The sequence below is a fragment of the Silanimonas algicola genome (assembly GCF_054777375.1).
This window is the reverse complement of the sequence record NZ_BAAHAS010000001.1, coordinates 292,518-316,376: the sequence shown is the minus strand read 5'-3', so window position 1 is coordinate 316,376 and position 23,859 is coordinate 292,518. Positions and strand designations below refer to the sequence as shown.

Below are 23,859 nucleotides of genomic sequence, written 5' to 3'. Positions count from 1 at the left end.
ACGCTCCCGCGAGGGGCGCGCTGTTCCGGTGGGGTCAGACGTACTCGAGCCAGCCCCGGGTGTCCTTCGTGCGGCCGTCGAACAGGCCGAAGAACAGATCCTGGATGCGGCGCGTGACCGGGCCGGGCTTGCCGGCGCCGACCTGGCGGCCATCGACACTGCGGATCGGCGTGACTTCGGCCGCCGTGCCGCACATGAAGAGCTCGTCGCAGAGGTAGAGGTACTCGCGCGGGATGTCGCGCTCGACCACCTTCATCCCGGCGTCCTGCGCCAGCGTGATCAGGGTGTTGCGCGTGATGCCGTTGAGCAGCGCCGCCGATACCGGCGTGGTGTGCAACTCGCCGTTCATGACGAGGAACAGGTTCTCGCCGGCGCCCTCGCTGAGTAGGCCGGTGCTGGCCAGGGCGATGCCCTCGCCGAAGCCGAGCCGGCGCGCCTCGCGCGCGATCAGCTGGCCGGACAGGTAGTTGCCGCCGGCCTTGGCGCCCGCGGGGATGGTGTTCGGGGCGAAGCGCTGCCACGAGGACACGCAGGCGTCGATGCCCGCTTCGAGCACGTCCGCGCCGAGGTAGGGGCCCATGTGCCATGCGGCGATCGCCATGTCGGTCGGGGTGTCGGCCGACAGGCCGAAGCCGCCGAGGCCGCGGTAGGCGATCGGGCGCAGGTAGGCCTTCTCGAGGCCGTTCGCCTTGATGACGTCGCGACAGGCCTGGGCCAGCGTCGGCACGTCGTAGGGCATCGGCATGTCGTAGATCTTCGCCGAGGCGTACAGGCGCTGCAGGTGCTCGGTGAGGCGGAAGATCGCCTGCCCATTCGGCGTGGCGTAGCTGCGGATGCCTTCGAACACCGACGAGCCGTAGTGCAGGCCATGCGCCATCACGTGGACGGTGGCCTCGGCCCAAGGCTTGATGACCCCGTTCTGCCAGATGAAGGGCGGGTACTGCTGGCTCATCGCGAAGACCTCGGGCAAAGGGGAGTGGAAGGGATGACGGTGCGCGGTGCGCGGCTGTCGGCCTCGCATTGTACCGGCGACGACACCGAGGCTTGGCTCAGTCGGCCAGCCACCAGCAGCCGGCCGCGCGGACCAGCCGGAATTCCGTCGTCTCGCCGGTCCCAAGGCCGTCCGGCGCGTGGACGATCCGCAGGCGGTCGGGCGGGACGTCCGCCGCTTCGGCCGCGAGTTCGGCGTCGTTGCTGCCTTCGGCGCTATGGGCTGCGCGCGCCTCGATGAGGCGGGAGCCCGCGATCGCCTCGAGGCGTGGCATCACCGCGTTCGCCGCAGCGTTGGAGCGTCCTCGCCAGTCGTAGAGGGCGGCGAGGCGGTTTCCGTCGCCAGCGGCCAACGCTTCCTCGACGCCGGCGACCAGGTCCGCCGGGGTGCGTGCGCAGTCGCGCGCCACCGCCGCGTTGGCGGGCAGGGTGTCGGGGTTGGGCCGGGCCGTGGGCGCCGGGCGCGCGTCGAGCGCTTCGCAGGCACGATCGGTGTAGACCGCGTTGCCCTCGGCGTCGACGCAGCGGTTCAGCGCGCCGGGGGCGGCCTGCGCCGCCGCGGGCCCCGGGCCGAGGGCGAACAGCAGGAGGCTGGCGAAGAGCGGGGTGCGGGTGTGTGGCATGGCCCGCGAACGCTAGCGCAGGCGTTCGAGGACGGCCAGCGTCGGCTTCGCGAGGTTCAGCGTGTAGAAGTGCAGCTCGGGCGCGCCGCCGGCCAAGAGGCGGCGGCAGAGCTCGGCCACGACGTCGGCGGCGTAGCCGCGAAGGCCTTCGACGTCGTCGCCGAAGGCGGCGAGGCGCTTGCCGAACCAGCGCGGGATCTCGGCGCCGCAGCTTTCGGAGAAGCGCTTGAGCTGGGTGTAGTTCGAGATCGGCATGATGCCGGGCAGGATCGGCTGGGCGACGCCGGCCGCGCGCGCCGCCTCGACGAAGCGGAAGTAGGCATCCGCGTTGTAGAAGTACTGGGTGATCGCGCTGTCGGCGCCGGCGGCCATCTTCCGGGCGAAGTGCTTGAGGTCGGCGAGCGCGTCGTCGGCCTGCGGATGCACTTCCGGGTAGGCGCCGACTTCGACATGGAAGGCCTCGCCGAACTCGGCGCGGATCAGCCGCACGAGGTCTTCGGCGTAGCGCAGCTCGCCGAGCGCGCCCATGCCCGAGGGCAGGTCGCCGCGCAGTGCGACGAGGCGCGTGCAGCCCATGGCCTGGTAGCGGTGCAGCAATTCGACGATCTCGGCGCGCGTGCCGCCAACGCAGCTCAGGTGCGGCGCCGCGTCGAGCCCATGGTGCTCGCGCAGGTGGCGGATCGTCTCGGGGGTGTAGCTCAGCGTCGAGCCGCCGGCGCCGAAGGTCACGGACACGAAACGCGGCGAGAACGCCTTCAGCTTCTCGACGGTGCGGTCGAGCTGCAGGCGCTGTTCGTCGGTCTTGGGCGGGAAGAACTCGAAGGACAGGGCCATGCCGGGTGAGCGTGAGCGGGCGAGGCCGCCAGATTAAACTATCGCTCTGTCGCGATAAAGCGATGGATGGCCTTGGGCGCATTCGAACCGCCAGCGATCCGTTTGCCGACACGACGACGGCGCCCGAAGGCGCCGTCGTCGTGCATCGAAGGCAGGCCCCGGCGGACCGGGGCGCGCGCTCAGTAGCGGTAGTGGTCCGGCTTGTACGGGCCTTCGACTGGCACGCCGAGGTAGTCGGCCTGGGCCTTCGTGAGCGTGGTCAGCTTCACGCCGATCTTCTCGAGGTGCAGGCGGGCCACTTCCTCGTCCAGCTTCTTCGGCAGGATGTAGACCTTCTTCTCGTAGGTATCCTTGTTGGCCCACAGGTCGATCTGCGCGAGGGTCTGGTTCGAGAACGAGTTCGACATCACGAAGCTCGGGTGGCCGGTGGCGCAGCCGAGGTTCACCAGGCGGCCTTCGGCCAGCATGAAGATCGAGTTGCCGTTGGCGAACGTGTACTTGTCGACCTGCGGCTTGATGTTCAGGCGGGTGGCGCCCGAGCTGTTCAGGCGGTCGATCTGGATCTCGTTGTCGAAGTGGCCGATGTTGCAGACGATGGCCTGGTCCTTCATCTGCTGCATGTGCTCGAGCGTGATGACGTCCTTGTTGCCGGTCGTCGTCACGTAGATGTCGCCACGGCCGAGGGTGGCCTCGACGGTGTTGACCTCGAAGCCTTCCATCGCGGCCTGCAGGGCGTTGATGGGGTCGATCTCGGTGACGACCACGCGGCAGCCGTAGGCGCGCAGCGAGTGGGCCGAGCCCTTGCCGACGTCGCCGTAGCCGCAGACGACCGCGACCTTGCCCGCCAGCATCACGTCCATCGCGCGCTTCAGGCCGTCGGCCAGCGACTCGCGGCAGCCGTAGAGGTTGTCGAACTTCGACTTGGTGACCGAGTCGTTGACGTTGATGGCCGGAACCAGCAGCTTGCCGGCCTCGAGCATCTGGTACAGGCGGTGCACGCCGGTGGTGGTCTCTTCGGAGACGCCCTTCCAGTCCTTGACCACGGTCGTCCAGAAGCCCGGGCGCTCCTTGGCGACGCGCTTCAGCAGGTCCTTGATCACCTGCTCCTCGTGCGAGCCCGAGGGCGAGTTGACCCACGTGGTGTCGCCCTTCTCGAGCTCGTAGCCCTTGTGGATCAGCAGGGTGACGTCGCCGCCGTCATCGACGACCAGCTCCGGGCCCTTGCCGCCCGGGAAGGTGATGGCGTCCAGCGTGCAGTCCCAGTACTCCTCCAGCGTCTCGCCCTTCCACGCGAAGACGGGCGTGCCCGACTTGGCGATGGCGGCGGCGGCGTGGTCCTGCGTAGAGAAGATGTTGCACGAGGCCCAGCGCACGTCGGCACCGAGGTCCTTCAGGGTCTCGATCAGCACGGCGGTCTGGATCGTCATGTGCAGCGAGCCGGTCACACGCACGCCCTTCAGCGGCTTGCTCGGCGCGTACTTCTCGCGGATGGACATCAGGCCGGGCATTTCCTGCTCGGCGATGTCGATTTCCTTGCGGCCCCAGTCGGCCAGCGAGATGTCGGCGACCTTGTAGTCGACGGGGAGGTTCACGACAGCATTCATTTGGTTCTCCGGGATTTGCGTCCGCGCGTGGCGCGGGGCGGTGGTGGCAAATCGGGCGCGGTTTCGAGGGTGTCTGTCCCGTGGGACGTCCGCCGAGCCTGAGCCGGCGATGTGCCCGGCATGCAGCGCCCCTCGGCGGGAGCACGTGGATTTTAGCGCCTCCGGGCGACGGTCGCATGAAGCCCGGCCCTCCGCGGTGTGCGGCCCGCTACACTTCGCCCATGCGGATCGGCATTGATTTCGGCACCAGCTATTCCGCTGCGGCGGCGTGCATTGAAGGCGAAGTCCGTCCCGTGCGCTTCGGCGAGGCGCCGCAGTTCCGCACGGCGGTGTACTTCCCCGAGCACCTGCCCGATGGCGACAGTGTGCGTCGACACCGCGACGGCTCCGTGGCCACCGCCAGCCAGGTGGCCGAGGCGCTGTTCGGCGACGAGGCGGTCGACGCCTACCTGCTGGAAGGCGATGGCCATCTGGTGGAATCGCCGAAGTCCATGCTCGGCTACCAGTTGCACCCACGCGCCAAGGACACCATCGCGGCGATTTGCGCGCGCATCCTCGCGCATATCCGCGAGCAGGCCCGTGCGCAGTTCGGCACCGAGGTGCGCGAAGCGGTGCTCGGCCGGCCCGTGCATTTCCGAAGTTCCATGGGCGAGGCGGGCGAAGTGCAGGCCCTTGCCCTGCTGCGGGAGGCCGCGGCGGTGGCGGGTTTCGAGTCCGTGGCGTTCCTCGAAGAGCCCGTGGCGGCGGCGCTCCAGCACCATGCGGCGAGCGCGAAGCGTCACGCCGCCCTGGTGTTCGACATCGGCGGCGGCACCACCGACATCGCCTGGGGCGAACTGGGGGGGCGGGAGGCGCCCCGCATCCTCGGCAGTTGGGGGGTGGGTCTGGGCGGCACCGATTTTGATCTGGCGCTGAGCTTGGATCGCGCCATGCCGCTGTTCGGCCGGGGCGTGAGCCGTGTGCCCAACCATCACTTCGTCGAAGCCGCGATGGTGCAGGACCTGCCGCGCCAGCGCAGCTTCCGCAAGCACGATTACGACGAGGCACCCGAGCCCTTCCGCTCGCGCTTGATGGCCCTGCAGGCCGAGGGCGCGCCCACGCGCCTGCATCGCGACATCGAGGGCCTGAAGGTGCGCTTGAGTGACGCAGGCGACGCGGCGTTCGCTCTCGATTGGATCGAGGCGGGCTTGGGCGTGGAGGCCACTCGAGAGCAGCTGGCCGAAGCCGCCGAAGCGCCGCTACGCCGCATGCGCGCGTTGTTGGCGCAGATTCGCGACGAACGCGGCGTGCCCGATGCCGTCGTGCTGACCGGCGGCATGTCGCGTTCGCCGTTGCTGCGCGGGTTGGCGAGCGCGGTGTTTGCCGGCGTGCCGCAGGTGGCGGGGGAAGCGTCGTTGGGCGTCGTATCGGGATTGGCGCGGGCGGCGGCCGAATAGCAAACGGCCCGCTTTCGCGGGCCGTTTGTTGCTTCAACGCGCCGAAGACTTACTTCTTCTTCGACTTCGCCTTGGCGGCCTTGTTCAGGCCCGCCGCGTCCTTCAGCGCCTCGGCGCGGTCGGTCTTCTCCCACGAGAAGGCGGTGGCGGTCTTCTTCTTGCCGTCGGCGCCCGTGTAGGTCACTTCCTTCGGCTTGCGGCCGAAGTGGCCGTAGCTGGCGGTGGCCTGGTAGATCGGGTGCTCGAGGTCCAGCATCTTGGTGATGCCGTACGGGCGCAGGTCGAAGTGGCTGCGGATCAGCTTCTCGATGACGGCGTCATCGACCACGCCGGTGCCGAAGGTGGTCACCGAGATCGAGGTCGGCTCGGCCACGCCGATGGCGTACGAGACCTGCACTTCGCACTTGCGGGCGAGGCCGGCGGCGACGATGTTCTTGGCCACGTAGCGGGCCGCGTAGGCAGCCGAGCGGTCGACCTTCGACGGGTCCTTGCCCGAGAAGGCGCCGCCGCCGTGGCGGGCCATGCCGCCGTACGAGTCGACGATGATCTTGCGGCCGGTCAGGCCGCAGTCGCCCACCGGGCCGCCGATCACGAACTTGCCGGTCGGGTTGATGTGCATCTTCGACTTCGGCAGCTTCGCCAGCCACTCCTTCGGGAGCACCGGCTTGAAGATGTGCTCGATGACGCCTTCGATGATGTCCTTCTGCTTCACGCCGTCATCGTGCTGCGTCGACAGCACCACGGCGTCGAGGCCGAGGATGGTGTTGCCGTCGTAGCGCAGGGTGACCTGCGACTTCGCGTCCGGGCGCAGCCACTTCAGCTTGCCGCTCTTGCGGACCTTGGCCTGCTGCTCGACCAGGCGGTGCGAGTAGTAGATCGGCGCCGGCATGAACTCCGGGGCTTCGTCGCAGGCGTAGCCGAACATCAGGCCCTGGTCGCCCGCGCCCTGTTCTTCCGGCTTCTTGCGGTCGACGCCCTGGTTGATGTCGGGGGACTGCTTGCCGATCATGTTGATGATCGCGCAGGTGTGGCCGTCGAAGCCGACATTCGAGTTGTTGTAGCCGATGTCGTTGATGACCTTGCGGGCCAGGGCTTCGATGTCGACCCACGCCGAGGTGGTGACCTCGCCGGCGACGATGGCCGCACCGGTCTTCACCATCGTTTCGCAGGCGACGCGGGCTCGCGAATCCTGCGCGATGATCGCGTCGAGCACGGCATCGGAGATCTGGTCGGCGATCTTGTCCGGATGGCCTTCCGACACCGACTCGGACGTAAAGAGGTAGCTGCTCACTCGCTTATATCCCTTGATTCGGATGGAAAGATGGGCGGCGGATGATACACCCCCTCGCCCCGGGGTGCATCTTGGTCCCGGCCGCGTTGCCGATGGTTAAGCGGGTGCGACGCGTCGGCCCCGGTGCGCCGCGGTTCGCCCGGGGCGAGTCACGCGGATGCAACCGCAGGGAAACGAGGGCGTCGCGAAGGGTCGCCAGCCTTGGGCAAACCACCGCGGAGCCTCCAGGGTGATCCAGCTCGAACACCGCCTCGCCGAACGCTACCCCCACTGGTTCGAGGGCCCGAAGGCGGTCCTTGCCCAAAGCTTGGTGCGCTCGATCGCGAAGTTCGGGAGCCTCGATGCGATCAATGCCTGGTTGGCGGCGAATGGCCACCGAACCGGCTTCGATTTCGTCGAGGGCGTACTCGACCACGTCGGCACGCGCTACACGGTCGACCAGGTCGAGCGCGGCCGGATCCCGCAAACGGGTCGCCTGATCATCGTCGCCAACCACCCGCTAGGGGCGCTCGACTCGATGGCGCTGCTGCATCTCGTGGGGACCGTCCGTCGCGACGTGCGCATCCTCGCCAACGACCTGCTGCTCGAGTTCGAAGGCCTGCGGGACCTGCTGCTGCCGCTGCGCATCCTCGGCGGCAAGCCGAGCGTCGAGAGCCTGAAAGCCGTGAGCGCTGCGCTCGACGCCGAGCAGGCGGTGATCGTGTTCCCGGCCGGGGAAGTGTCCCGCTTCGGCTGGCGCGGGGTGCAGGATGGCCGGTGGCGCGCCGGCTTCGTGAAGTTCGCCCGCGAGAGCGGGGCGCCGGTGCTGCCGGTGCGCATCAAGGCGCGGAACTCCGCGCTGTTCTATGGGCTCTCAAGCCTGTACAAACCGGTCGGCACGGCGCTGTTGCCGCGGGAGATCTTCAAGGCGCGCGGGCTGCGCATCGACGTGCGCATCGGCCTGCCGCGGCGTATCGCCGCCGAGCACGCTGTCGCGGACACCGCCAAGGCCTTGGCCTCGATCCGCCAGGCCTTGCAGGCCATCGGCACGCGCAGGGAGACCGCGCCGCCCGATCCGCTGCCGCTGGCCCATGCCGTCGATCGCGGCGCGCTGCGCGCCGAAGTGCTCGCTTTGCGCGAACTGGGCCGGACGCCGGACGGCAAGCAGATCCGCGTCGGCAGGCTCAAGGCCGACAGCCTGCTGCTGCGCGAGCTCGGCCGCCTGCGTGAACAGGCGTTCCGCGCGGTGGGCGAGGGCACGGGGCGCGCGATCGATGTCGATGCGTACGACGCCTGGTACGAGCACATCGTGCTGTGGGACGCGGAGGCCTGGCAGGTCGCCGGCGCCTACCGCGTCTGCCGTGGCGCCGAGGTGCTCGCCACGCGCGGCCTGAAGGGCCTGTACACCGCGAGCCTGTTCGAGTTCGGCTCGGAGGCGCAGGCCCATGCCGCGGAAGGCATGGAGCTCGGCCGCAGCTTCGTGGCGCCGGCCTACTGGGGCTCGCGCAGCCTCGACGACCTGTGGATCGGCATTGGCGCCTACCTGCGGGCGCACCCCGAGGTGCGCTACCTGTTCGGGCCGGTGTCGATCAGCGCCGACCTGCCGATCGCCGCGCGCGAGCAGCTGGTCGCCTACTACGGGCAGCACTACGGCGCGGACGGTGCGCTGGAGGCGGCGCCGCGCGCGCCGGCCCGTGCGCGCCATCCGTTCCGGTTCCTCGCCGACGCGCCTTGCTATCGCGGCCTCGACGCCGAGCAGAGCTTCAGGCTGCTGCGCACCAACCTCGACGCGCTGGGCGCCAAGGTGCCGGTGCTCTACAAGCAGTACACCGAGCTCTGCGAGCCGGGCGGGGCGCGCTTCCTCGCCTTCGGCGTGGACCCGGACTTCGCGAACTGCGTGGACGGCTTGATCGAAGTCGACCTGCAACGCATCAAGCCGAAGAAGTTCCAGCGCTACATCGCCGGGGAGGTGGCCGCATGAGCCCGATCGCGTCGCCGATGCCCGCGTCGCCGCGTCGTCGCGCGGCCTTCGTCTCCGACGTGCACCTCGGCTCGAAGCACTGCCACGCCGAGGAGCTGGCGACCTTCCTCGGCACGCTCGACGTGGAGCGCCTCTACCTTGTCGGCGACATCGTCGACTTGTGGTGGATGTCGGCCAAGCGCGTGGCCTGGGGGCATGGGCAGAACCACGTGGTCGAGGCGCTGCACCGGCTGCGCGCCGCCGGAACCGAGATCATCTACGTGCCCGGCAACCACGACCGTCCCATCCGCCGCTTCTGCGGATTGATGCTGCCGCGCATGAGCGTGCGCCGGCGCGTGATCCACACCACGGCCGACGGCCGCCGCTTGCTGGTCGTGCATGGCGACGACTACGACAGCGCCACGGCACTCGGGGGGTTCCAGGAGCAGCTGGGAGACTGGCTGTACGAGCGCATCCTCACCGGCAACCGGCTGGCCAACGCCCTGCGCCGACGCTTCGGCCTGCGCTACTGGTCGCTCGCCGATTTCCTGAAGCGCCAGAGCGGTGCGGCCGAGCGCTACATCGCGCGCTTCATCGACGCGGGACTCGACGACGTGCGCCGGCGCGGCCTCGACGGCATCGTCTGCGGCCACATCCATCGTCCGGCGCTGGTCGAGCGCGACGGCCTCGTCTATGCCAATGACGGCGATTGGGTCGAAAGCCTGACGGCGCTGGTGGAGGATCGCGATGGCTCGCTCCGACTGCTCGACCACCGAGGCGAGACGTTGGAGCGTCTTGGCCCAAAGGTGTGTTGGATCGACGAGCGCCGCGAGGTGCGCGTCCGCATGCCGGCCCCCGAGTCGTTCCCGGAGGCCGCCTGAGCACCCCGCCAGGCAGTCTCGCCTGAACGCCGCCCCCAGGCGCTCACCCGGCGCGCACGAACGCTTCGTACGCTGTGGCCATGGATTCGATCTCCCAAGCCGTCCTGGGCGCCGCCGTCGCGGCCGCTTGCGTGCCAGCCCGCCAACGCCGAAAGGCGCTCCTCCTCGGCGCGGCCTTGGGCACGCTGCCCGACCTCGACGTGTTCGTCGATTACGGCGATGGTGTCAGCAACATGACCTTCCATCGGGGCTTCAGCCACTCGCTGTTCGTGCTGTTGCCTCTCGCGCTGCTGCTCTGGGCCGCCCTGCGTCGCTGGTGGGCGCCGGTACGCGAGGTGCCTCGGGCGTGGCTGGCCGCCATCGCCCTGCCGCTGCTGACGCATCCCCTGCTCGATGCCCTCACGGTCTATGGCACGCAGCTGTTCTGGCCGTTGGCCATGCCGCCGGTGATGGGCGGCAGCCTGTTCATCATCGACCCGCTCTACACCTTGCCGTTGCTTGTGGCCGTGCTGGCCGCCGCCCTCGCCGGCGAAGCCCGGCGAGGCGCTACCGCGCTGGTTGCCGGGCTCGTGCTCAGCACGGGCTACGCCGGCTGGAGCCTCATGGCCCAGCAGCATGTCGACGCGGTCGCCGCCGAAAGCCTGCGGGGCACGCCGCATGCCGAGGCGCCGCGCCTTGTCGTGGCCATGCCCTTCACCACCTTGGCATGGCGTGTCGTGGTGCTGACGCCGGAGGGCTACCTCGAAGGCGAGCGCTCGCTGGTGGCCGACGACGGCCCCATCGAGTTCATCGAACACCGCTTCGACCGCCGCCTCCTAGACGAAGCCGGAGGCCTGTGGGCCGTGCAGCGACTCCTGTGGTTCTCGCACGGCTTCCAGCGTGCGGATGTCGTCGACGGCGAACTGCGCCTCGGCGACCTGCGCATGGGTCAGCACCCCACGTTCTTCTTCACCCACGCGGTGGCGCGCCGAGAGGGCGGTGCGTGGGGGCCGGCTGACAACCGGCAGATCGAGCAGCCTCGGGTGCGCGAGGGCCAGTTGGCGGGGCTGTGGCGCCGCGTGTGGTTTGGCGAGCCGATCCCCGGCACGCCCTTCGCCGAGCGCGCGGCGGCGCGCGCTCAGGCGGCCGAGGCGAAGTCCGGTGCGACACCGGCGATCAACGCGTCGAAGTAGTCGCGGGTCAGGGCGACCTGCCGCTCGCCGGTCTCGGCGGCGTTGACGACCGTGCGGAACATCGCCTGCTCGGGGTGGTCCTTGGCGTACCAGCCGAGGTGTTTACGGGCGATGCGCACGCCCTGCGGTTCGCCGTAGAAGGCGTGCAGGTGCTCGAGGTGGCCGATCAGGACGTCGCGCACCTCGGCCAGCGTCACCGGCGGCAGCTCGGTGCCGGTGGCGAGGAAGTGGGCGATCTCGCGGAAGATCCACGGCCGGCCCTGCGCGGCGCGACCCACCATCACCGCATCGGCGCCGGTGGCCTCGAGCACCGCTTTCGCCTTGTGCGGCGAGGTGACATCACCGTTCGCGATGACGGGGATGCGCACCGTGGCCTTCACCGCGGCGATGGTGGCGTACTCCGCCTCACCCTCGTAGAAATCGTTGCGCGTGCGGCCGTGGATGGTCAGCGCGGCGATGCCGCTGGCCTCCGCGATGCGGGCGATGGTCAGTGCGTTGCGCGTCTCGCGGCACCAGCCGGTGCGGATCTTCAGCGTCACCGGCACGTCCACCGCGCCGACCACCGCCTCGAGGATGCGCGCCACCAGCGCCTCGTCGCGCAGCAGGGCCGAGCCCGCGGCGACGTTGCAGACCTTCTTGGCCGGGCAGCCCATGTTGATGTCGATGAGTTCGGCGCCGTGCGCGGCGTTGTAGCGCGCGGCCTCGGCGAGCTGGGCCGGCTCGGTGCCGGCGATCTGCACCGACACGGGCTCGGGTTCCCCGACGTGGTCCATGCGCCGCAGCGACTTCGGCGTGTTCCAGAAGCGCGGATCGCTGGTGGTCATCTCGGAGACGCACAGGCCCGCGCCCAGACGCTTGCACAGCATCCGGAACGGCTTGTCGGTGACGCCGGCCATGGGGGCCAGCGCCACGGGTGGGTCGATGCGGTAGGGGCCGATCTGCATGCCTGCATTCTCGCAGGCCGGCCTGCCCGGCGCAGGAATCCGGGCTGACCAAGGTCAAATGCCCGGCCGCGCTCCCGCGGCAGGATGGGGGCCTCGCCCCATCGGAACCCGCCATGCGCGTCGCCGTTTACTCCCATCGCGCCTACGAGGCCGAGACGCTGGACGACGCCCTCGGGCGGGCCGGCATCGAACCGGTTCGGCTCGAGGCTCGGCTGGATGTCCGAACGGCCGCGCTGGCGGTCGGCACGGATGCCGTCTGCGCCTTCGTCAATGACGACCTCTCGGCCCCCGTGCTCGAAGCCCTTGTCACGGGCGGCGTACGTGGCATCGCCCTGCGTTGCGCCGGTTTCAACAACGTCGACATCGATGCCGCGCGACGGTTGGGCCTGCGCGTGCTTCGCGTACCGGCCTATTCGCCGGCCGCGGTCGCCGAGCACGCGCTGGGGTTGATGCTCACGCTGAACCGAAAGACCCATCGTGCCTACCAGCGGGTTCGGGAGGGCAACCTCGCCCTCGACGGGCTGGTGGGGTTCGACTTCGAAGGCAAAACCGTGGCGGTGGTGGGGGCGGGACGCATCGGTACGGTGATGGCCAGGATCCTCGCGGGGCTGGGCTGCCGGGTTCTCGCCGTCGACCCGCAGCCGGAGCCCGTGCTTCGGGCTCGCGTGGAGGCGTTGGGCGGCGTATTCGTGCCGCTGGACGAAGCGCTGCCCCAGGCCGATATCGTGACCCTGCATTGCCCGCTCGCGGCGGCGACGAAGCATCTCGTCGATGCCTGTCGGCTCGCGGCGATGAAGCCCGGGGCGATGCTGATCAACACCAGCCGCGGCGGCCTCGTCGACACGAAGGCGCTGATCGCCGCGCTGAAGCGCCGCCACCTCGGCTCGGTGGGGCTGGATGTCTACGAGGAGGAGGCCGGTTTGTTCGACCGCGACCTTTCGGAGCGCGGCATCGACGACGACGTCTTCGCCCGCCTGCTCACCTTCCCGAACGTCGTGGTGACCGCGCACCAGGGGTTCCTGACTCGGGAGGCGCTCACGCAGATCGCTGCGACCACCGCGATGAACCTGCTGGCCATCGATCATGGCCAGCCTGTCGTCGAGCGCGAACTCGGCTGAGGCCCTAGTCGGCGGCTGGAACGTCGTCGGCGGCCGGAACGTCGTCGGTGGTTTCCGCCGGTATGTCGGCCGGTGCGTCCGATGCGGGTCCGGCGTCGGCCGATGCCTCGTTCCGGCCCAGCGCCGCGTCTTCCGTCGCCTTGTTCATCACGATGATGCTGATGCGGCGATTGATCGGGTTGGTGGGGTTGTCCTTGTCGAACAGCACCGAATCCGAAACCCCGACGACGCGCGCCATCTTGTCCATCGAGACGCCGCCGGTGACCAGGGCCCGGCGTGCGGCATTCGCGCGGTCGGCGGAAAGCTCCCAGTTGGTGTAGCCGCTGTCGCCGCCGCCGAAGGGCGTCGTGTCGGTGTGGCCGGTGATGCTCAGGCGGTTCGGCACGCCCTGCAGGTAAGGCGCCAATTCGTTGAGGATGCTGATGGTGTAGCTCTGCAAGCGATAGCTGCCCGAGTCGAACATCGGCCGGTTCTGCTGGTCGACGATCTGGATGCGCAGGCCTTCCGGCGTGATGTCGAGCAGCAGCTGCTCCTTGAACGCCGACAGCGAGGCACTCTGGTCGATGGCCTCCTCGAGCTGCTCCTTGAGGTCTTCCAGTCGCTGCCTCTCGATCTCGCGGGCCTGCGCCTCGATCTGCTCGTCGGTCATCGGTGCCGCGCCGCCCTCGGCGGGATCCTCCGTTTCGCCGTCGCCGGGGTCGCCGTCCGGGGGCTTCACGGCGTCGAAGACCTGCACCGGTGAATCGCCGGCGCCGCCGGGCCCCATCGACCCCGGCACCGTCGCGACCGACAAGCCCTCCAGCACCGAGGGATTCTTGAAGTACTCGGCCATGCCGCCGAGCTGCTCCTGGGGCATCGTGGCGGTGAGCCACATCACCATGAAGAAGGCCATCATCGCGGTGACGAAGTCGGCGTACGCCACCTTCCACGCGCCGCCGTGGTGGCCGCCCGCGTTGATCTTCTTCTTGACGATGATGATCGGCTGTTCTTCTTTGCCGGCCATGGTCGGGCCTCCGCCGGAGCGCGTTTACTTCGCGCCTTTGAGTTCGGTTTCGAGGTCCGCGAACGACGGGCGGATGTCGGAGAACAGCTGCTTGCGCGCGAACTCGATCGCCACCGGCGGCGGGTAGCCGCGCACCGAGGCGAGCAGGGCGATCTTCACCAGCTCGAAGGGCTTGCTGTCCTCTTCCGAGCGCACGCCCATGGCCGACGCCACCGGCCCCACGAAGCCGTAGCCGAGCAGGATGCCGAGGAAGGTGCCGACCAGCGCCGCGGCCACCTTCTGGCCGATGACCTCCGGCGGGGCGTTGCCGACGTACTCCATCACCTTCACGATGCCGAGCACGGCGGCCACGATGCCGAAGGCAGGGAGGCCGTCCGCCACCACCTGCACCGAGTGCGCGGGGGCGTGGGCCTCCTTGTGGTGGGTGTCGAGCTCGGCCTCCAGCACGGCCTCGAGCTCGTGCGGGTTCATGTTGCCGCCGATCATCAGGCGCAGGCAGTCGGTGATGAAATCGAGGAGGTGGTGGTCGGCCATCACCTTGGGGTACTTCTGGAAGATCGCGCTCGCCTCGGGGTTCTCGACGTGCGACTCGACGGCCATCAGGCCTTCCTTGCGGATCTTCATCAGCAGCTCGTAGAGCAGCTTCAGCAGTTCGATGTAATCGGCCTTGCCGAACTTCGGACCCTTCAGCAGGCCGAGCGCGCCACTGATGCTGCCCTTGATGTTCTTCATCGTGTTGCCGGCGATGAAGGCGCCGAGCGCGCCGCCGCCGATGATGAGCGTCTCGACCGCCGCGGCCTTGACGATGACCATGATGTTGCCGCCCGCGACGATGAAGCCGCCGAACACGCAGGCCAGGATCACGACATAGCCGATCAGTACGAACACGGGCTCCCTCCAGGGTCCTTGGCCTCAGCGAAGAGCCATGCTAGCCGAAGGTCGAGGACGGTGTCGCTTCGACCTTGGTGAAACGCGGGGGGCTTCACAACGCTCGGGCGCAGGCTGCTCAGGTGGCGAAGCGGCCGGCGACCTCGGTGCGGCTCGGCATGGCGGCGGCGGCGCCGCGGCGTTCGGTGGACAGGCCGGCGAAGCGGACGGCGAACGTCAGCAGCGAGGCCGGGTCGGCCGAGGGCGACTCCGCCCAGGCCGCGGCGAGCGCGCCGTTGAAGGCGTCGCCGGCACCGGTGGTGTCGATGGCGTGGACGGCGGCGGCGGGGACGCGGGCCATCGCGCCCGAGGACGCGGCGGGCCCGCGGGGCCGTCCGCCCGGAGCGAGGAACACGCCGGCCTCGCCGAGGGTCATGAGGACGTACGGCACCGGAAGGCGCGCGCACAAGCCCGCGAGTTCCGCATCGGCGAGATGCCGGAGCCCTCCCGCATCGACGTGGCCGACGCCGAAGTGGGGGAGCAGTTCGGCCATCTCGGTTTCGTTCGGCGTGAGCAGGTCGATGTCGGCGAGCGACGCCGCATCGAGGCCGCCACGCAGGGGGGCCGGGTTGAGGATCGTGCGAGCCCCTTCCGAACGGCCGAGGCGCATCGCGGCGAGGACGGCCGGAAGGGGCGATTCCAGCGGGGCGAGCACCGCAGCGGCCCCGCGGAACGCCGCGGCCTGCGCCTGGACATGGGCCACGGAGAGACGGTCGTTCGCACCAAGGGCCACCACGATGCTGTTGCGGCCCTGCGCGTCCACGAGGATGCCCGCCGTCCCGGTCGCGGCGTCGCGGATCGTCTCGAAACGTCCGTCGATGCCTTCGGTGCGCGACAAGGCACGGGCCGCCTCGGCCATCGCATCGTCGCCGAGTGCGCCGATGAAGGTGGTCGATGCGCCGGCGCGGGCCGCGGCCACGGCCTGGTTGAATCCCTTGCCACCCGGGCCCGCGCGGAAGGCGAGGCCGGCGCGGGTTTCCCCCGGGGCCGGCAGCGCATCGACCTCCCAGACGAGGTCCTGGTTGTAGCTGCCGACGACGAGGACGCGGCCCATCGTTGGCTCAGAGCTGGCTGATCACGCCAGCGATCGTCGCGGTCATCATCGTCGCCAGCGAGCCGCCCAGCACGGCCTTGAGGCCGAAACGGGCGAGGTCGCCGCGACGCTGCGGCGCGATGCTGCCGATCCCGCCGAGCTGGATGGCGATCGAGCTGAAGTTGGCGAAGCCGCACAGGGCGTAGGTGGCGATCAGCACCGAGGTCGACGAGAGCGTCACGCCCGCGACGTTGCCGGCGAGGATGTCGGACAGCTGCCCGTAGGCGATGAACTCGTTGAGGACGATCTTGCTGCCGATCAGGCTGCCGACCGTGGTGGCTTCGCTCCACGGCACGCCGATCACCCAGGCCAGAGGCGCCATGATCCAGCCGAGGATCATCGAGAGGCTGAGGCGCTGCACGGCGCAGGCGTTGGCGACGTCCGCGGCGAAGGCGGCATCGGCGAGGCAGCGCGGGTCGGTGCCGGGGTTCATCCAGGCGGTCAGGCCGGTGACGTCGGCGACGCCGCCGATGACGCCGTTGAGCAGGGCGATCAACGCGGTGAAGGCGAGCAGCATGGCGCCCACGTTCAGGGCCAGCATCAGCCCGTCCGAGGCGCCTGCGGCGGCGGCATCGATGACATTGGCCGCCGTCTTCTCGACCGGCACCGTCACGTGCCCCGCGGTTTGCGGCTCCTCGGTTTCCGGTGCCATCACCTTGGCCACCAGCAGCGCGGCAGGCGCGGCCATGATCGAGGCGGTGAGCAGATGCTTGGCGAATTGGCGCTGCGCCTCGGGATCGGCACCGCCCAGCATCTGCACGTAGGCCGCCATCACGCCGCCGGCGATCGTCGCCATGCCGCCCACCATCAGGCAGAACAACTCCGACTTCGTCATGCCGGCGACGTAGGGTTTCACCACCAGCGGGGCTTCGGTCTGGCCGATGAAGGCGTTCGCGCACACAGACAGGGTCTCGGCGCCCGACACGCGCATCACCTTCATGATGACCCAGGCCATGCCCTTCACCACGGCCTGCATCACGCCCAGGTGGTAGAGCACGCTCATGAAGGCGGCGAAGAAGATGATCGTCGGCAGGACCTGGAAGGCGAAGATGAAGCCGAACTTCTGCGGCGTGCCCATGTCACCGAAGATCAGCGTGGCTCCCGCGCCGGTGTAGCCAAGCAGGGCGACGAAGCCCGCCGAGATCCAGCTGAACACGGCCTCGCCCCACGGCGTCACCAGGACGAACAGCGCGAAGACGATCTGCAGTGCCATGCCGGTCAGGACGAGGCGCCAGTCCACCGCACGCCGGTTGCTGGAGAAGAGCCAGGCGATGCCGATGAGCACGGCGAGGCCGAACAGGCCGAAGAGGATCTGTGACATCGGGGTGACCGGAATGGGGACCGCGGCAGGGTAGGGGGTCGGGGCGGGGCGGGCAATGGGCGCCGCAGCCGCCCGGGGCTCAGCCGCCGAGGCCCCTCACCGCCACCCACACCGCCAGTACCGCGAACAGTGCCGCCGCGCTCCAGCGCGCCGCCTTCAGCGGCAGGCGGTCGGCATAGCGATGGCCGAGCAGCACGACGGGGCCATTGGCCAGCAGCATGCCGAGGCTGGTGCCGGCCACGACCTGCCACAGCGGGTGGTACTTGGCGGCCAGCACCACGGTGGCGATCTGGGTCTTGTCGCCGATCTCGACGATGAAGAAGGCAACCGTCGTGGCGAGGAAGGCGCCGAAGCGCGAAGGCTTGGGGGCTTCATCCTCGTCCATTTTGTCGGGGATCAGCGTCCATGCGGCGACGGCGGCGAAGCAGGCGACCACGCCCCACTTCAGCACTTCGGGCGAAACCAGCGAGGCCACCCAGGCCCCGGCCCATCCGGCCAGCGCGTGGTTGGCGAGCGTGGCGACGGCGATGCCGGCGACGATCGCCCAAGGCTGGCGATAGCGCGCTGCGAGGATCAGCGCGAGCAGCATGGTCTTGTCGCCGATCTCGGCGATCGCGACGGCGGCGGTGGAAACGAAGAGGGCGTCCATCGGGGCTCCATTCGACCGGGCAACAGGGCGGAAGACAACGAAGACCACACAGACGGCCCGGTCACAGGCGCCCGCGGGGTCTCCGGTCTTGCCCGCTGCCGCACGGCGTGGCCGTGGCGGAGGTCGCGCGCCATGGCCGGTTCAGGCCAAGCGTGTTGACGCGCGGTGCCGGTGGGATGGCAGGGCTACTCCCCGAAGGGATGCTCAGTGTAGGTGCCAAAGCGGGGGTTGTCGAACGCCTGTCGGGCACGCCCGCCCGCTTCGCTAGACTTCGCGGCCTCCGCATCGCGTTGACGAGGTTTCCATGCTCTACCGCCGCCTTGGCCGCACCGGCCTGCAGGTCTCCGCGCTGTCCTTCGGCGCCTGGGTCACGTTCGGCACTTCGGTGGGCCGCGGCGAAGCGCGGCGGCTGATCACGCAGGCCTTCGATGCGGGCATCAACTTCTTCGACAACGCCGAGACCTATGCCAAGGGCGAGGCCGAGAAGATCATGGGCGACGTCCTCGCCGACATGCGCTTCCCGCGCGATGCGTTCGCGGTCTCGAGCAAGGTGTACTTCGGCGCGGCGGCCGAGCCTTCGCCGATGCAGAAGGGGCTGTCGCGCAAGCACGTGCGCGACGCCTGCGACGCCGCGCTGAAGCGACTGCGCGTCGACTACCTCGATCTCTACTTCTGCCACCGCCCCGATCCGGAGACCCCGATCGAGGAGACTGTGTGGGCGATGGACCAGCTGGTACGCGCCGGCAAGGTGCTGTACTGGGGCACGTCGGAGTGGTCGGCCGAGGCCATCGCCGAAGCCGACCGAATCGCCAAGGCGCATCACCTTGTCGGCCCGAGCATGGAGCAGCCGCAGTACAGCCTGTTGCACCGTGATCGCGTCGAGCGCGAATACGCGCCGCTGTATGCGTCCATCGGCCTCGGCACGACGACCTGGTCGCCGCTCGCCTCGGGCCTGCTCACCGGCAAGTACGCCGGCGGCATCCCGGCCGGTTCGCGGCTGGCGACGCCCGGTTACGAATGGCTGCAGAAGAAGGTGCAGGGCGAGGAGGGCGCGGCGACGCTGGCACGCGTACAGCGCTTCATCTCCGTGGCGAACGAACTCGGCGTCGAACCGGCGCCGCTGGCCATCGCCTGGTGCCTCGCGAACCCGCGCGTCTCCAGCGTGATCCTTGGCGCGACGAAGCCCGAGCAGCTCACGCAGAACCTGAGCGCGCTCGACGTGTTGCCGAAGATCGACGCCGCGACGAAGGCGCGCCTCGAAGCGGCCTTCGCCTGACCAAGCGGGGGCAGGGGTGGGCTTCCCCCTTGGGTGTTGACAGTCAAATGAGAATCAGTAGCATTTGCGTTGCCCACCACCCCCATCCATCCGGAGTGCGCCATGCCCGTCGTCGATGTGCCCCCGCTTCCTCCCAGCCCGGCCCGCCTGATGGCCGCCCACCGCCCCGCCGCCGCGGTTCACGCGCCAGCGGTCGACAGCCGCCTGCTGCTCAACGGCGCCCGCGAGATCGAGATCGTCCACGGTGACAAGGTGTACCGCCTGCGCCACACGCGGAACGACAAGCTGATCCTCGTGAAGTGACGCCCCACCCGTAAGCCCCCCACGCCGTCGCTCGACGGCCCGGTTGCCAGCCCCGGTCCCTTCCGGACGCCCGCTCCGCCGGTTCCATTCCGAACCCCTGGAGTTCTCCATGCGTCCCCGCTGCCTCGCGGCGGCGGTCGGCCTTGCGCTGTCCGCCCCCCTGTTCCCGTCGACGGTTGCCGCCGTCCCCTCGCCGTCCCCCGCCCCCGAGCCGGCCACGCTCGACGCCGTCGTCGTGGTCGCCACCCGCAACCAAGGCACCGTCGCCGACGCGCCTGCGACGGTCGACGTGGTCCCGCGCCAGGAAATCGAACGCACGCAGGCGCAGGATCTCCGCGAGCTGTTCCGTTACGAGCCTTCCGTCTCGGTGCGCGGCGGCTACGGTCGTTTCGGACTTGGTGACGTGCGGATCCGCGGGCTTGGCGGCAATCGGGTGCAGCTGCAGGTGGACGGGGTGGCCATCGCCGACGCGTTCAGCATCGGCAGCTTCGCCGATGCCGACCGCGATGCGGTCGACGTTTCGATACTGAAGCAGGCGGAGGTCCTCCGAGGTCCGGCCAGCGCGCTCTATGGTTCAGACGCGCTTGGCGGCACGGTCCGCTTCGTCACGCTCGATCCCGCCGACGTGCTCGACGGCGAGGAGGGCTTCGCCGGCCGCCTGCGGGCCGGCGCGTCCAGCGTCGACGACGGCGCGCGCCTCGGGGCGACCGTCGCGGCGCAACGTGGCGACTGGTCATGGCTCGTGCATGCGCAGGCCCGCGATGGCCACGAAGCGGAGAATTTCGGACGCGACGAGGCGCCCGATGCCTCGCGTACCGCGGCGAACCCGAGCGAGCAGGCGCAACGGGCCCTGTTGGGCAAGCTGCTCTACGACCTTGGCGACGGAGACCGGCTGCGGCTGACCGTGGACGCGGGTGAGTCCACGGCGGCGACCAGCGTGCTGTCGGCGCGCGGCGATACCGTCGTTTTCGGGCAGCGCGTGCGCGTGCAGTCGCTCGACGCGGACGATCGCAAGACCCGGGCCAGGGTGTCCCTCGATGGCGTGCATGCGATCGACCATGCTGTGGCGGACACCCTGCGTTGGCAGTGGCACCGCCAGGACAGCACGACCGAGCAGGCCACGTTCGAACAGCGCGCCTCCGTGGTCGCCAACGCGGCGGTGAACCCGACGCGGCGCGAGCGCCTGTTCGATTTCTTCCAGCGCGAGCACGGCGTCGAGATGGTGGCGGACAAGGCGCTCGGCACCGTCGAGCTGCTCTACGGCGTCCAAGCCACCGAAACGGACATCCGGCAGAAGCGGGATGGTCGCAGCGTCAATCTGGCCACCGGGGCGGTGAGCGGCACCATCTTCCCCGACGTCTTCCCGGTCCGCGACTTCCCCCTCAGCCGCACCCGTGAGTGGGCGCTGTTCGCCCAGGCCGACATTCCGCTGCTCGATGGCGCGCTGCGACTCGTTCCTGCGCTGCGCTACGACGACTACCGGCTCGACCCGTCGCTCGACCCGATCTTCGCGGGGGACAACCCCGGCTTCGTGCCCGTGGGGCTCGACGCGCAGCGCTGGAGCCCCAAGCTCGGGCTGGTCTGGTCGTTCAGCGACGCGATCTCGCTCTACGCCAATGCGGCCGCCGGCTTCCGCGCGCCGCCCTATGACGACGCCAACCTCGGCTTCACCAACGTGGCGTCCGGCTATGCGGCCTTGCCGAATCCGGACCTGAAGCCCGAGACCAGCCGCGGCCTCGACGTCGGCCTGCGCGGCGACCATGGGCCCTGGCATTGGACCGTCGCCGCGCACGCCACGCGCTACCGGGATTTCATCGATTCGCGCCGCAATGTCGGCGTCGACCCGGCGACCGGCCTGCTCCTGTTCCAGTCGGTGAACCGCGCGCGTGTCGACACGTGGGGCGCCGAAGCCAGCGCGCGTCTCGCGCTCGACGACTTGGGCTGGCGTGGCGGCTACCTACGCTTCGCCGCCAGCCGGACGCGCGGCGTCGACCGCAGCGCCGATCTCTGGCTGTCGTCGATCGATCCGCTCCGTGCGGTGCTCGGCGCGGGATGGCGTGTGGACGCCGCGGGCGTCGAACTGGTGGCCAGCGCCGCGGCCCGGCAGCGGGACGTCAGCGATGCTGGCGCCTTCATCGCCCCCGGGCATGCGTTGATCGACGTGATCGCGGACGCGCGGCTCTCCTCCGTCTGGCGGGTGGAAGCGGCGGTGTTCAACCTCGCCGACCGGCGTGTCTGGGACGCCGCCGATACCGCTGGTGTCCCGGCCAGTTCGCCCGTCCTCGATCGCTACACCCGCGCCGGCCGCAATGCCCGCGTCACCCTCACGGCATCGTTCTGACGCCCGCCTCGAAGCCCGTCACGCCCGTCCTTCTGGAGATCGCCATGCGTCCCTCGTTCCAGCCGCTCGTCCCCGTCATCCTCGCCGCCCTCGGCATCCCTGCCGCCACCGCGGCCACGCCACCCGCCGACGATCGCGCCGCCATCCTCGCCATGCAGGGCGAGTACGCCGTTACCTTCTCCTTCGAGGAGACCGTCCCGCTTGCCGCCGGCTACGAGGCTCGCGAGTCGAAGGACAGCGGCGCTCGCGAGGTGGTCCTCCTGGTCGAGGACACGCCCTCGAGGATCGTCCTGCAGCACCTGCTGGTCGCGCCGAACGGCCATGTGACCAAGCACTGGCGGCAAGATTGGACCTACGAGGCACCGTCGCGCTTCGAGTTCGTCGCCGACCAGACCTGGCGGGTGCGTGCCCTCGCACCGGACGAAACCGCCGGGAAGTGGACGCAGTGCGTCTTCGAGGTGTCGGATGCGCCTCGCTATTGCGGCACGGGCGCGTGGAACCACAAGTACGGCAACGCCACCTGGACCTCGGACCGCAGCTGGCGTCCGCTGCCGCGCCGCGAGTACACGACGCGCGAGGACTACAACGCCTTGAACGTCGAGAACCGCCATACCATCACGCCGTTCGGCTGGACCCACGAGCAGGACAACACCAAGACGGTGCGCGAGGGTGAAACCACGGTGCGGACGCTGACCCGCGAGTTCGGCTTCAACGACTATCGCCGAACGACGGAAACGGATTTTGGTCCGGCCTACCGCTACTGGCAGGCCACGGCGCCGTTCTGGGCCGAGGTTCGCGCGCGCTGGCAGGCCGCGCTGGACACCGGTGGCCTCGTCATCGATACGAACGTCGACGGCATGCCGGTGATCGTCGGCCTGTTCAACCTCGCTTCAAGGGCCGAAAGCGGCGACGCGGTCGATGCCTCCGCCATCGACCGCGTCTTCGAACGCCACGTCGAACCGCTGCCGGCCGCCATCGAGGCCACGGCGCGGCGCTGAATCAGATCATCGTCGAGGCGCCGCCGGCCGGCGGTGCCGGCGGGGCGGGTGGTGCCGGAGGCGATGCGCCATTCGGCGGCGAGGGGGGCGCCGGTGGTGCCGGGGGCGTGGGCGGCGGAGGCGGGAGGAAGTCGAGGGGGCGGTTTTCGGGAATCGTGATCTCGATGTTCCGCGCCGCGCGTTCGCGGAGGATTCGCAGCGACAGCCGCACGCCGGCCTCCTCGGCGCCGAGGGCACGCATCACGTCGCGGGGCGACGTGACCGGCCTCCCGTCGATGGCGGTGATGACGTCGCCCGACTTCAGGCCGGGCAGGGCGTCGCTAGCGCGGATCAGCAGCGCTCCCTCGCTGGTGCCGAAGTAGCGGCCGAGGTCGGCGTCGAGGCTGCTCAGGTTGAGGCCCTGGAAGCGGAAGGCGCGACGGATGGCGCCACCTTCCCCGGCGCCTTCGCTGACGATCTCGATGTAATGCCGTGAGTCGCGCCCCGGCTCGGGGCGTCCGCTCGGATGATGCGCGCCCGCGTCGTCGGGACGGGCGTCCCCGCGCGCACGGGCCGCGGGCGACCCTTCCCCGTCGATCCAGCGGACCCTGGCCGTCCGCGCGATCGGCGCCAGGGTCACGTCCACCGTCGCGGGACGGCCATCGCGCAAGTAACCCACGCTCACGCCGTCGCCGCTCCGCTTGCCGCGCAGCACCTCCCCGAGGGCCGTCGCGCTCTCGCGGTCGCTCAGGTCGCGGCCGTCGATGCTGCGCAGGACATCGCCCGAGCGCAGTCCGGCCTTGTCGGCCGGACCGCCCGGGGTCACGGCTGCAATGGTCAATGCATCGGCATCCTCCGGTCCGAGGACGATCCCGAGGCCAGGACGATCGCCTTCGACGCGTGTGACGACGATGCGGCGCTCCTGTTCGCCCAGTGCTCGGCTGAGTTCGCCCATGCGTCGTCCGAGCGCGGTGATCTCCGCCTGCAGGCGGAGCAGCTCGGCGCGCTTCTCCGCGAGGTCGGGCGCGGCGGGGGTGCTTCCGGCCTGCGCATTGACGGTGCCGGCGAGTGCGAGTGCAAGCGCGGCCGCCAGCGTGCGCTCCAGCGTTGGGGTCTTCATGGCTGTCTCCTTGGACG

The 23,859-nt window shown here is 69.8% G+C and carries 21 protein-coding genes and 1 riboswitch; of the genes, 9 read left to right on the top strand and 12 right to left on the bottom strand.

Features of this window, described 5'->3' with window-relative positions; all coding sequences use genetic code 11:
* Positions 1-34 precede the first annotated feature (34 nt).
* The 4 genes from ACYVAK_RS01585 to ahcY form a co-directional block, all read right to left on the bottom strand.
* Positions 35-952 (bottom strand): branched-chain amino acid transaminase, encoded by a 918-nt coding sequence (locus ACYVAK_RS01585; protein ID WP_461057297.1) that lies wholly within the window; start codon positions 950-952, stop codon positions 35-37.
* 97 nt (positions 953-1,049) lie between these two features.
* Positions 1,050-1,613, bottom strand: coding sequence for a hypothetical protein (locus tag ACYVAK_RS01580; protein ID WP_461057295.1), 564 nt, complete (start codon positions 1,611-1,613; stop codon positions 1,050-1,052).
* A 12-nt stretch (positions 1,614-1,625) separates the two neighbouring features.
* On the bottom strand, positions 1,626-2,447 hold the full coding sequence (gene metF / locus ACYVAK_RS01575) for a methylenetetrahydrofolate reductase [NAD(P)H] (RefSeq protein WP_461057293.1): 822 nt from the start codon (positions 2,445-2,447) through the stop codon (positions 1,626-1,628).
* 179 nt (positions 2,448-2,626) lie between these two features.
* Positions 2,627-4,051, bottom strand: a complete 1,425-nt coding sequence (gene ahcY, locus ACYVAK_RS01570) for an adenosylhomocysteinase (protein ID WP_461057291.1) — start codon at positions 4,049-4,051, stop codon at positions 2,627-2,629.
* Positions 4,052-4,097: 46 nt separating this feature from the next.
* Positions 4,098-4,191, bottom strand: a riboswitch (S-adenosyl-L-homocysteine riboswitch).
* Positions 4,192-4,272: 81 nt separating this feature from the next.
* Between ahcY and ACYVAK_RS01565 the strand changes: the two genes are divergently transcribed.
* Entirely contained in the window at positions 4,273-5,487 is a 1,215-nt protein-coding gene (locus tag ACYVAK_RS01565) for an Hsp70 family protein (protein WP_461057289.1), read from the top strand.
* A 49-nt stretch (positions 5,488-5,536) separates the two neighbouring features.
* On the opposite strand, the gene metK is transcribed toward ACYVAK_RS01565, so the two are convergent.
* Entirely contained in the window at positions 5,537-6,778 is a 1,242-nt protein-coding gene (gene metK, locus ACYVAK_RS01560; protein ID WP_461057287.1) for a methionine adenosyltransferase, read from the bottom strand.
* Between the two features lie 229 nt (positions 6,779-7,007).
* Here metK and olsF point away from each other — a divergent pair, with 229 nt between their 5' ends.
* The 3 genes from olsF to ACYVAK_RS01545 all read left to right on the top strand — a co-directional run bounded on the left by olsF (position 7,008) and on the right by ACYVAK_RS01545 (position 10,770).
* Entirely contained in the window at positions 7,008-8,738 is a 1,731-nt protein-coding gene (gene olsF / locus ACYVAK_RS01555; protein WP_461057285.1) for a bifunctional ornithine lipid synthase OlsF, read from the top strand.
* Positions 8,735-9,598 carry a UDP-2,3-diacylglucosamine diphosphatase gene (locus ACYVAK_RS01550; RefSeq protein ID WP_461057283.1) on the top strand — a complete coding sequence of 288 codons (864 nt, stop codon included), beginning with the start codon at positions 8,735-8,737 and terminating at the stop codon, positions 9,596-9,598. The genes olsF and ACYVAK_RS01550 overlap by 4 nt, the downstream gene beginning before the upstream one ends.
* 80 nt (positions 9,599-9,678) lie before the next feature.
* Positions 9,679-10,770, top strand: coding sequence for a metal-dependent hydrolase (locus tag ACYVAK_RS01545; protein WP_461057281.1), 1,092 nt, complete (start codon positions 9,679-9,681; stop codon positions 10,768-10,770).
* On the opposite strand, the gene dusB is transcribed toward ACYVAK_RS01545, so the two are convergent.
* Positions 10,716-11,714 (bottom strand): tRNA dihydrouridine synthase DusB, encoded by a 999-nt coding sequence (gene dusB / locus ACYVAK_RS01540; protein WP_461057279.1) that lies wholly within the window; start codon positions 11,712-11,714, stop codon positions 10,716-10,718. The genes ACYVAK_RS01545 and dusB overlap by 55 nt on opposite strands.
* A gap of 113 nt (positions 11,715-11,827) precedes the next feature.
* Between dusB and ACYVAK_RS01535 the strand changes: the two genes are divergently transcribed.
* Entirely contained in the window at positions 11,828-12,832 is a 1,005-nt protein-coding gene (locus ACYVAK_RS01535) for a 2-hydroxyacid dehydrogenase (protein ID WP_461057277.1), read from the top strand.
* 4 nt (positions 12,833-12,836) lie between these two features.
* On the opposite strand, the gene motB is transcribed toward ACYVAK_RS01535, so the two are convergent.
* The 5 genes from motB to ACYVAK_RS01510 all read right to left on the bottom strand — a co-directional run bounded on the left by motB (position 12,837) and on the right by ACYVAK_RS01510 (position 17,825).
* Complete coding sequence (motB, locus tag ACYVAK_RS01530) at positions 12,837-13,835, bottom strand: flagellar motor protein MotB (protein ID WP_461057275.1); 999 nt, start codon at positions 13,833-13,835, stop codon at positions 12,837-12,839.
* A gap of 24 nt (positions 13,836-13,859) precedes the next feature.
* Positions 13,860-14,723, bottom strand: a complete 864-nt coding sequence (gene motA, locus ACYVAK_RS01525; protein ID WP_461057273.1) for a flagellar motor stator protein MotA — start codon at positions 14,721-14,723, stop codon at positions 13,860-13,862.
* 118 nt (positions 14,724-14,841) lie between these two features.
* Positions 14,842-15,816: a ribokinase gene (locus tag ACYVAK_RS01520; RefSeq protein ID WP_461057271.1), complete on the bottom strand. Its 975-nt coding sequence runs from the start codon at positions 15,814-15,816 to the stop codon at positions 14,842-14,844.
* A gap of 7 nt (positions 15,817-15,823) precedes the next feature.
* Positions 15,824-17,176 carry a NupC/NupG family nucleoside CNT transporter gene (locus ACYVAK_RS01515; protein WP_461057269.1) on the bottom strand — a complete coding sequence of 451 codons (1,353 nt, stop codon included), beginning with the start codon at positions 17,174-17,176 and terminating at the stop codon, positions 15,824-15,826.
* Between the two features lie 79 nt (positions 17,177-17,255).
* On the bottom strand, positions 17,256-17,825 hold the full coding sequence (locus ACYVAK_RS01510) for a TMEM165/GDT1 family protein (protein ID WP_461057267.1): 570 nt from the start codon (positions 17,823-17,825) through the stop codon (positions 17,256-17,258).
* 304 nt (positions 17,826-18,129) lie between these two features.
* Here ACYVAK_RS01510 and ACYVAK_RS01505 point away from each other — a divergent pair, with 304 nt between their 5' ends.
* From ACYVAK_RS01505 to ACYVAK_RS01490, 4 genes are all read left to right on the top strand, one after another.
* Positions 18,130-19,101 carry a potassium channel beta subunit family protein gene (locus ACYVAK_RS01505; protein WP_461057265.1) on the top strand — a complete coding sequence of 324 codons (972 nt, stop codon included), beginning with the start codon at positions 18,130-18,132 and terminating at the stop codon, positions 19,099-19,101.
* 150 nt (positions 19,102-19,251) lie between these two features.
* Positions 19,252-19,404, top strand: coding sequence for a hemin uptake protein HemP (gene hemP / locus ACYVAK_RS01500; RefSeq protein WP_461058608.1), 153 nt, complete (start codon positions 19,252-19,254; stop codon positions 19,402-19,404).
* A gap of 109 nt (positions 19,405-19,513) precedes the next feature.
* On the top strand, positions 19,514-21,745 hold the full coding sequence (locus ACYVAK_RS01495; protein ID WP_461057263.1) for a TonB-dependent hemoglobin/transferrin/lactoferrin family receptor: 2,232 nt from the start codon (positions 19,514-19,516) through the stop codon (positions 21,743-21,745).
* A gap of 44 nt (positions 21,746-21,789) precedes the next feature.
* Positions 21,790-22,743: a DUF6607 family protein gene (locus ACYVAK_RS01490; protein WP_461057261.1), complete on the top strand. Its 954-nt coding sequence runs from the start codon at positions 21,790-21,792 to the stop codon at positions 22,741-22,743.
* A gap of 1 nt (position 22,744) precedes the next feature.
* Here the strand turns inward: ACYVAK_RS01490 and ACYVAK_RS01485 are convergent, their stop codons facing one another.
* On the bottom strand, positions 22,745-23,842 hold the full coding sequence (locus tag ACYVAK_RS01485) for a PDZ domain-containing protein (RefSeq protein ID WP_461057259.1): 1,098 nt from the start codon (positions 23,840-23,842) through the stop codon (positions 22,745-22,747).
* Positions 23,843-23,859 lie beyond the last annotated feature (17 nt).

Excerpts from the sequence above, each read along its gene's own strand:
- motB (WP_461057275.1), bottom strand. The coding sequence starts at position 13,835 with ATGGCCGGCAAAGAAGAACAGCCGATCATCATCGTCAAGAAGAAGATC.
- ACYVAK_RS01510 (WP_461057267.1), bottom strand. The coding sequence starts at position 17,825 with ATGGACGCCCTCTTCGTTTCCACCGCCGCCGTCGCGATCGCCGAGATC.
- ACYVAK_RS01535 (WP_461057277.1), top strand. The coding sequence starts at position 11,828 with ATGCGCGTCGCCGTTTACTCCCATCGCGCCTACGAGGCCGAGACGCTG.
- hemP (WP_461058608.1), top strand. The coding sequence starts at position 19,252 with ATGGCCGCCCACCGCCCCGCCGCCGCGGTTCACGCGCCAGCGGTCGAC.
- ACYVAK_RS01485 (WP_461057259.1), bottom strand. The coding sequence starts at position 23,842 with ATGAAGACCCCAACGCTGGAGCGCACGCTGGCGGCCGCGCTTGCACTC.
- ACYVAK_RS01520 (WP_461057271.1), bottom strand. The coding sequence starts at position 15,816 with ATGGGCCGCGTCCTCGTCGTCGGCAGCTACAACCAGGACCTCGTCTGG.
- ACYVAK_RS01550 (WP_461057283.1), top strand. The coding sequence starts at position 8,735 with ATGAGCCCGATCGCGTCGCCGATGCCCGCGTCGCCGCGTCGTCGCGCG.
- ACYVAK_RS01495 (WP_461057263.1), top strand. The coding sequence starts at position 19,514 with ATGCGTCCCCGCTGCCTCGCGGCGGCGGTCGGCCTTGCGCTGTCCGCC.
- ACYVAK_RS01565 (WP_461057289.1), top strand. The coding sequence starts at position 4,273 with ATGCGGATCGGCATTGATTTCGGCACCAGCTATTCCGCTGCGGCGGCG.
- ACYVAK_RS01545 (WP_461057281.1), top strand. The coding sequence starts at position 9,679 with ATGGATTCGATCTCCCAAGCCGTCCTGGGCGCCGCCGTCGCGGCCGCT.
- ACYVAK_RS01515 (WP_461057269.1), bottom strand. The coding sequence starts at position 17,176 with ATGTCACAGATCCTCTTCGGCCTGTTCGGCCTCGCCGTGCTCATCGGC.
- ACYVAK_RS01505 (WP_461057265.1), top strand. The coding sequence starts at position 18,130 with ATGCTCTACCGCCGCCTTGGCCGCACCGGCCTGCAGGTCTCCGCGCTG.
- ACYVAK_RS01585 (WP_461057297.1), bottom strand. The coding sequence starts at position 952 with ATGAGCCAGCAGTACCCGCCCTTCATCTGGCAGAACGGGGTCATCAAG.
- metF (WP_461057293.1), bottom strand. The coding sequence starts at position 2,447 with ATGGCCCTGTCCTTCGAGTTCTTCCCGCCCAAGACCGACGAACAGCGC.
- ACYVAK_RS01580 (WP_461057295.1), bottom strand. The coding sequence starts at position 1,613 with ATGCCACACACCCGCACCCCGCTCTTCGCCAGCCTCCTGCTGTTCGCC.
- dusB (WP_461057279.1), bottom strand. The coding sequence starts at position 11,714 with ATGCAGATCGGCCCCTACCGCATCGACCCACCCGTGGCGCTGGCCCCC.
- ACYVAK_RS01490 (WP_461057261.1), top strand. The coding sequence starts at position 21,790 with ATGCGTCCCTCGTTCCAGCCGCTCGTCCCCGTCATCCTCGCCGCCCTC.
- ahcY (WP_461057291.1), bottom strand. The coding sequence starts at position 4,051 with ATGAATGCTGTCGTGAACCTCCCCGTCGACTACAAGGTCGCCGACATC.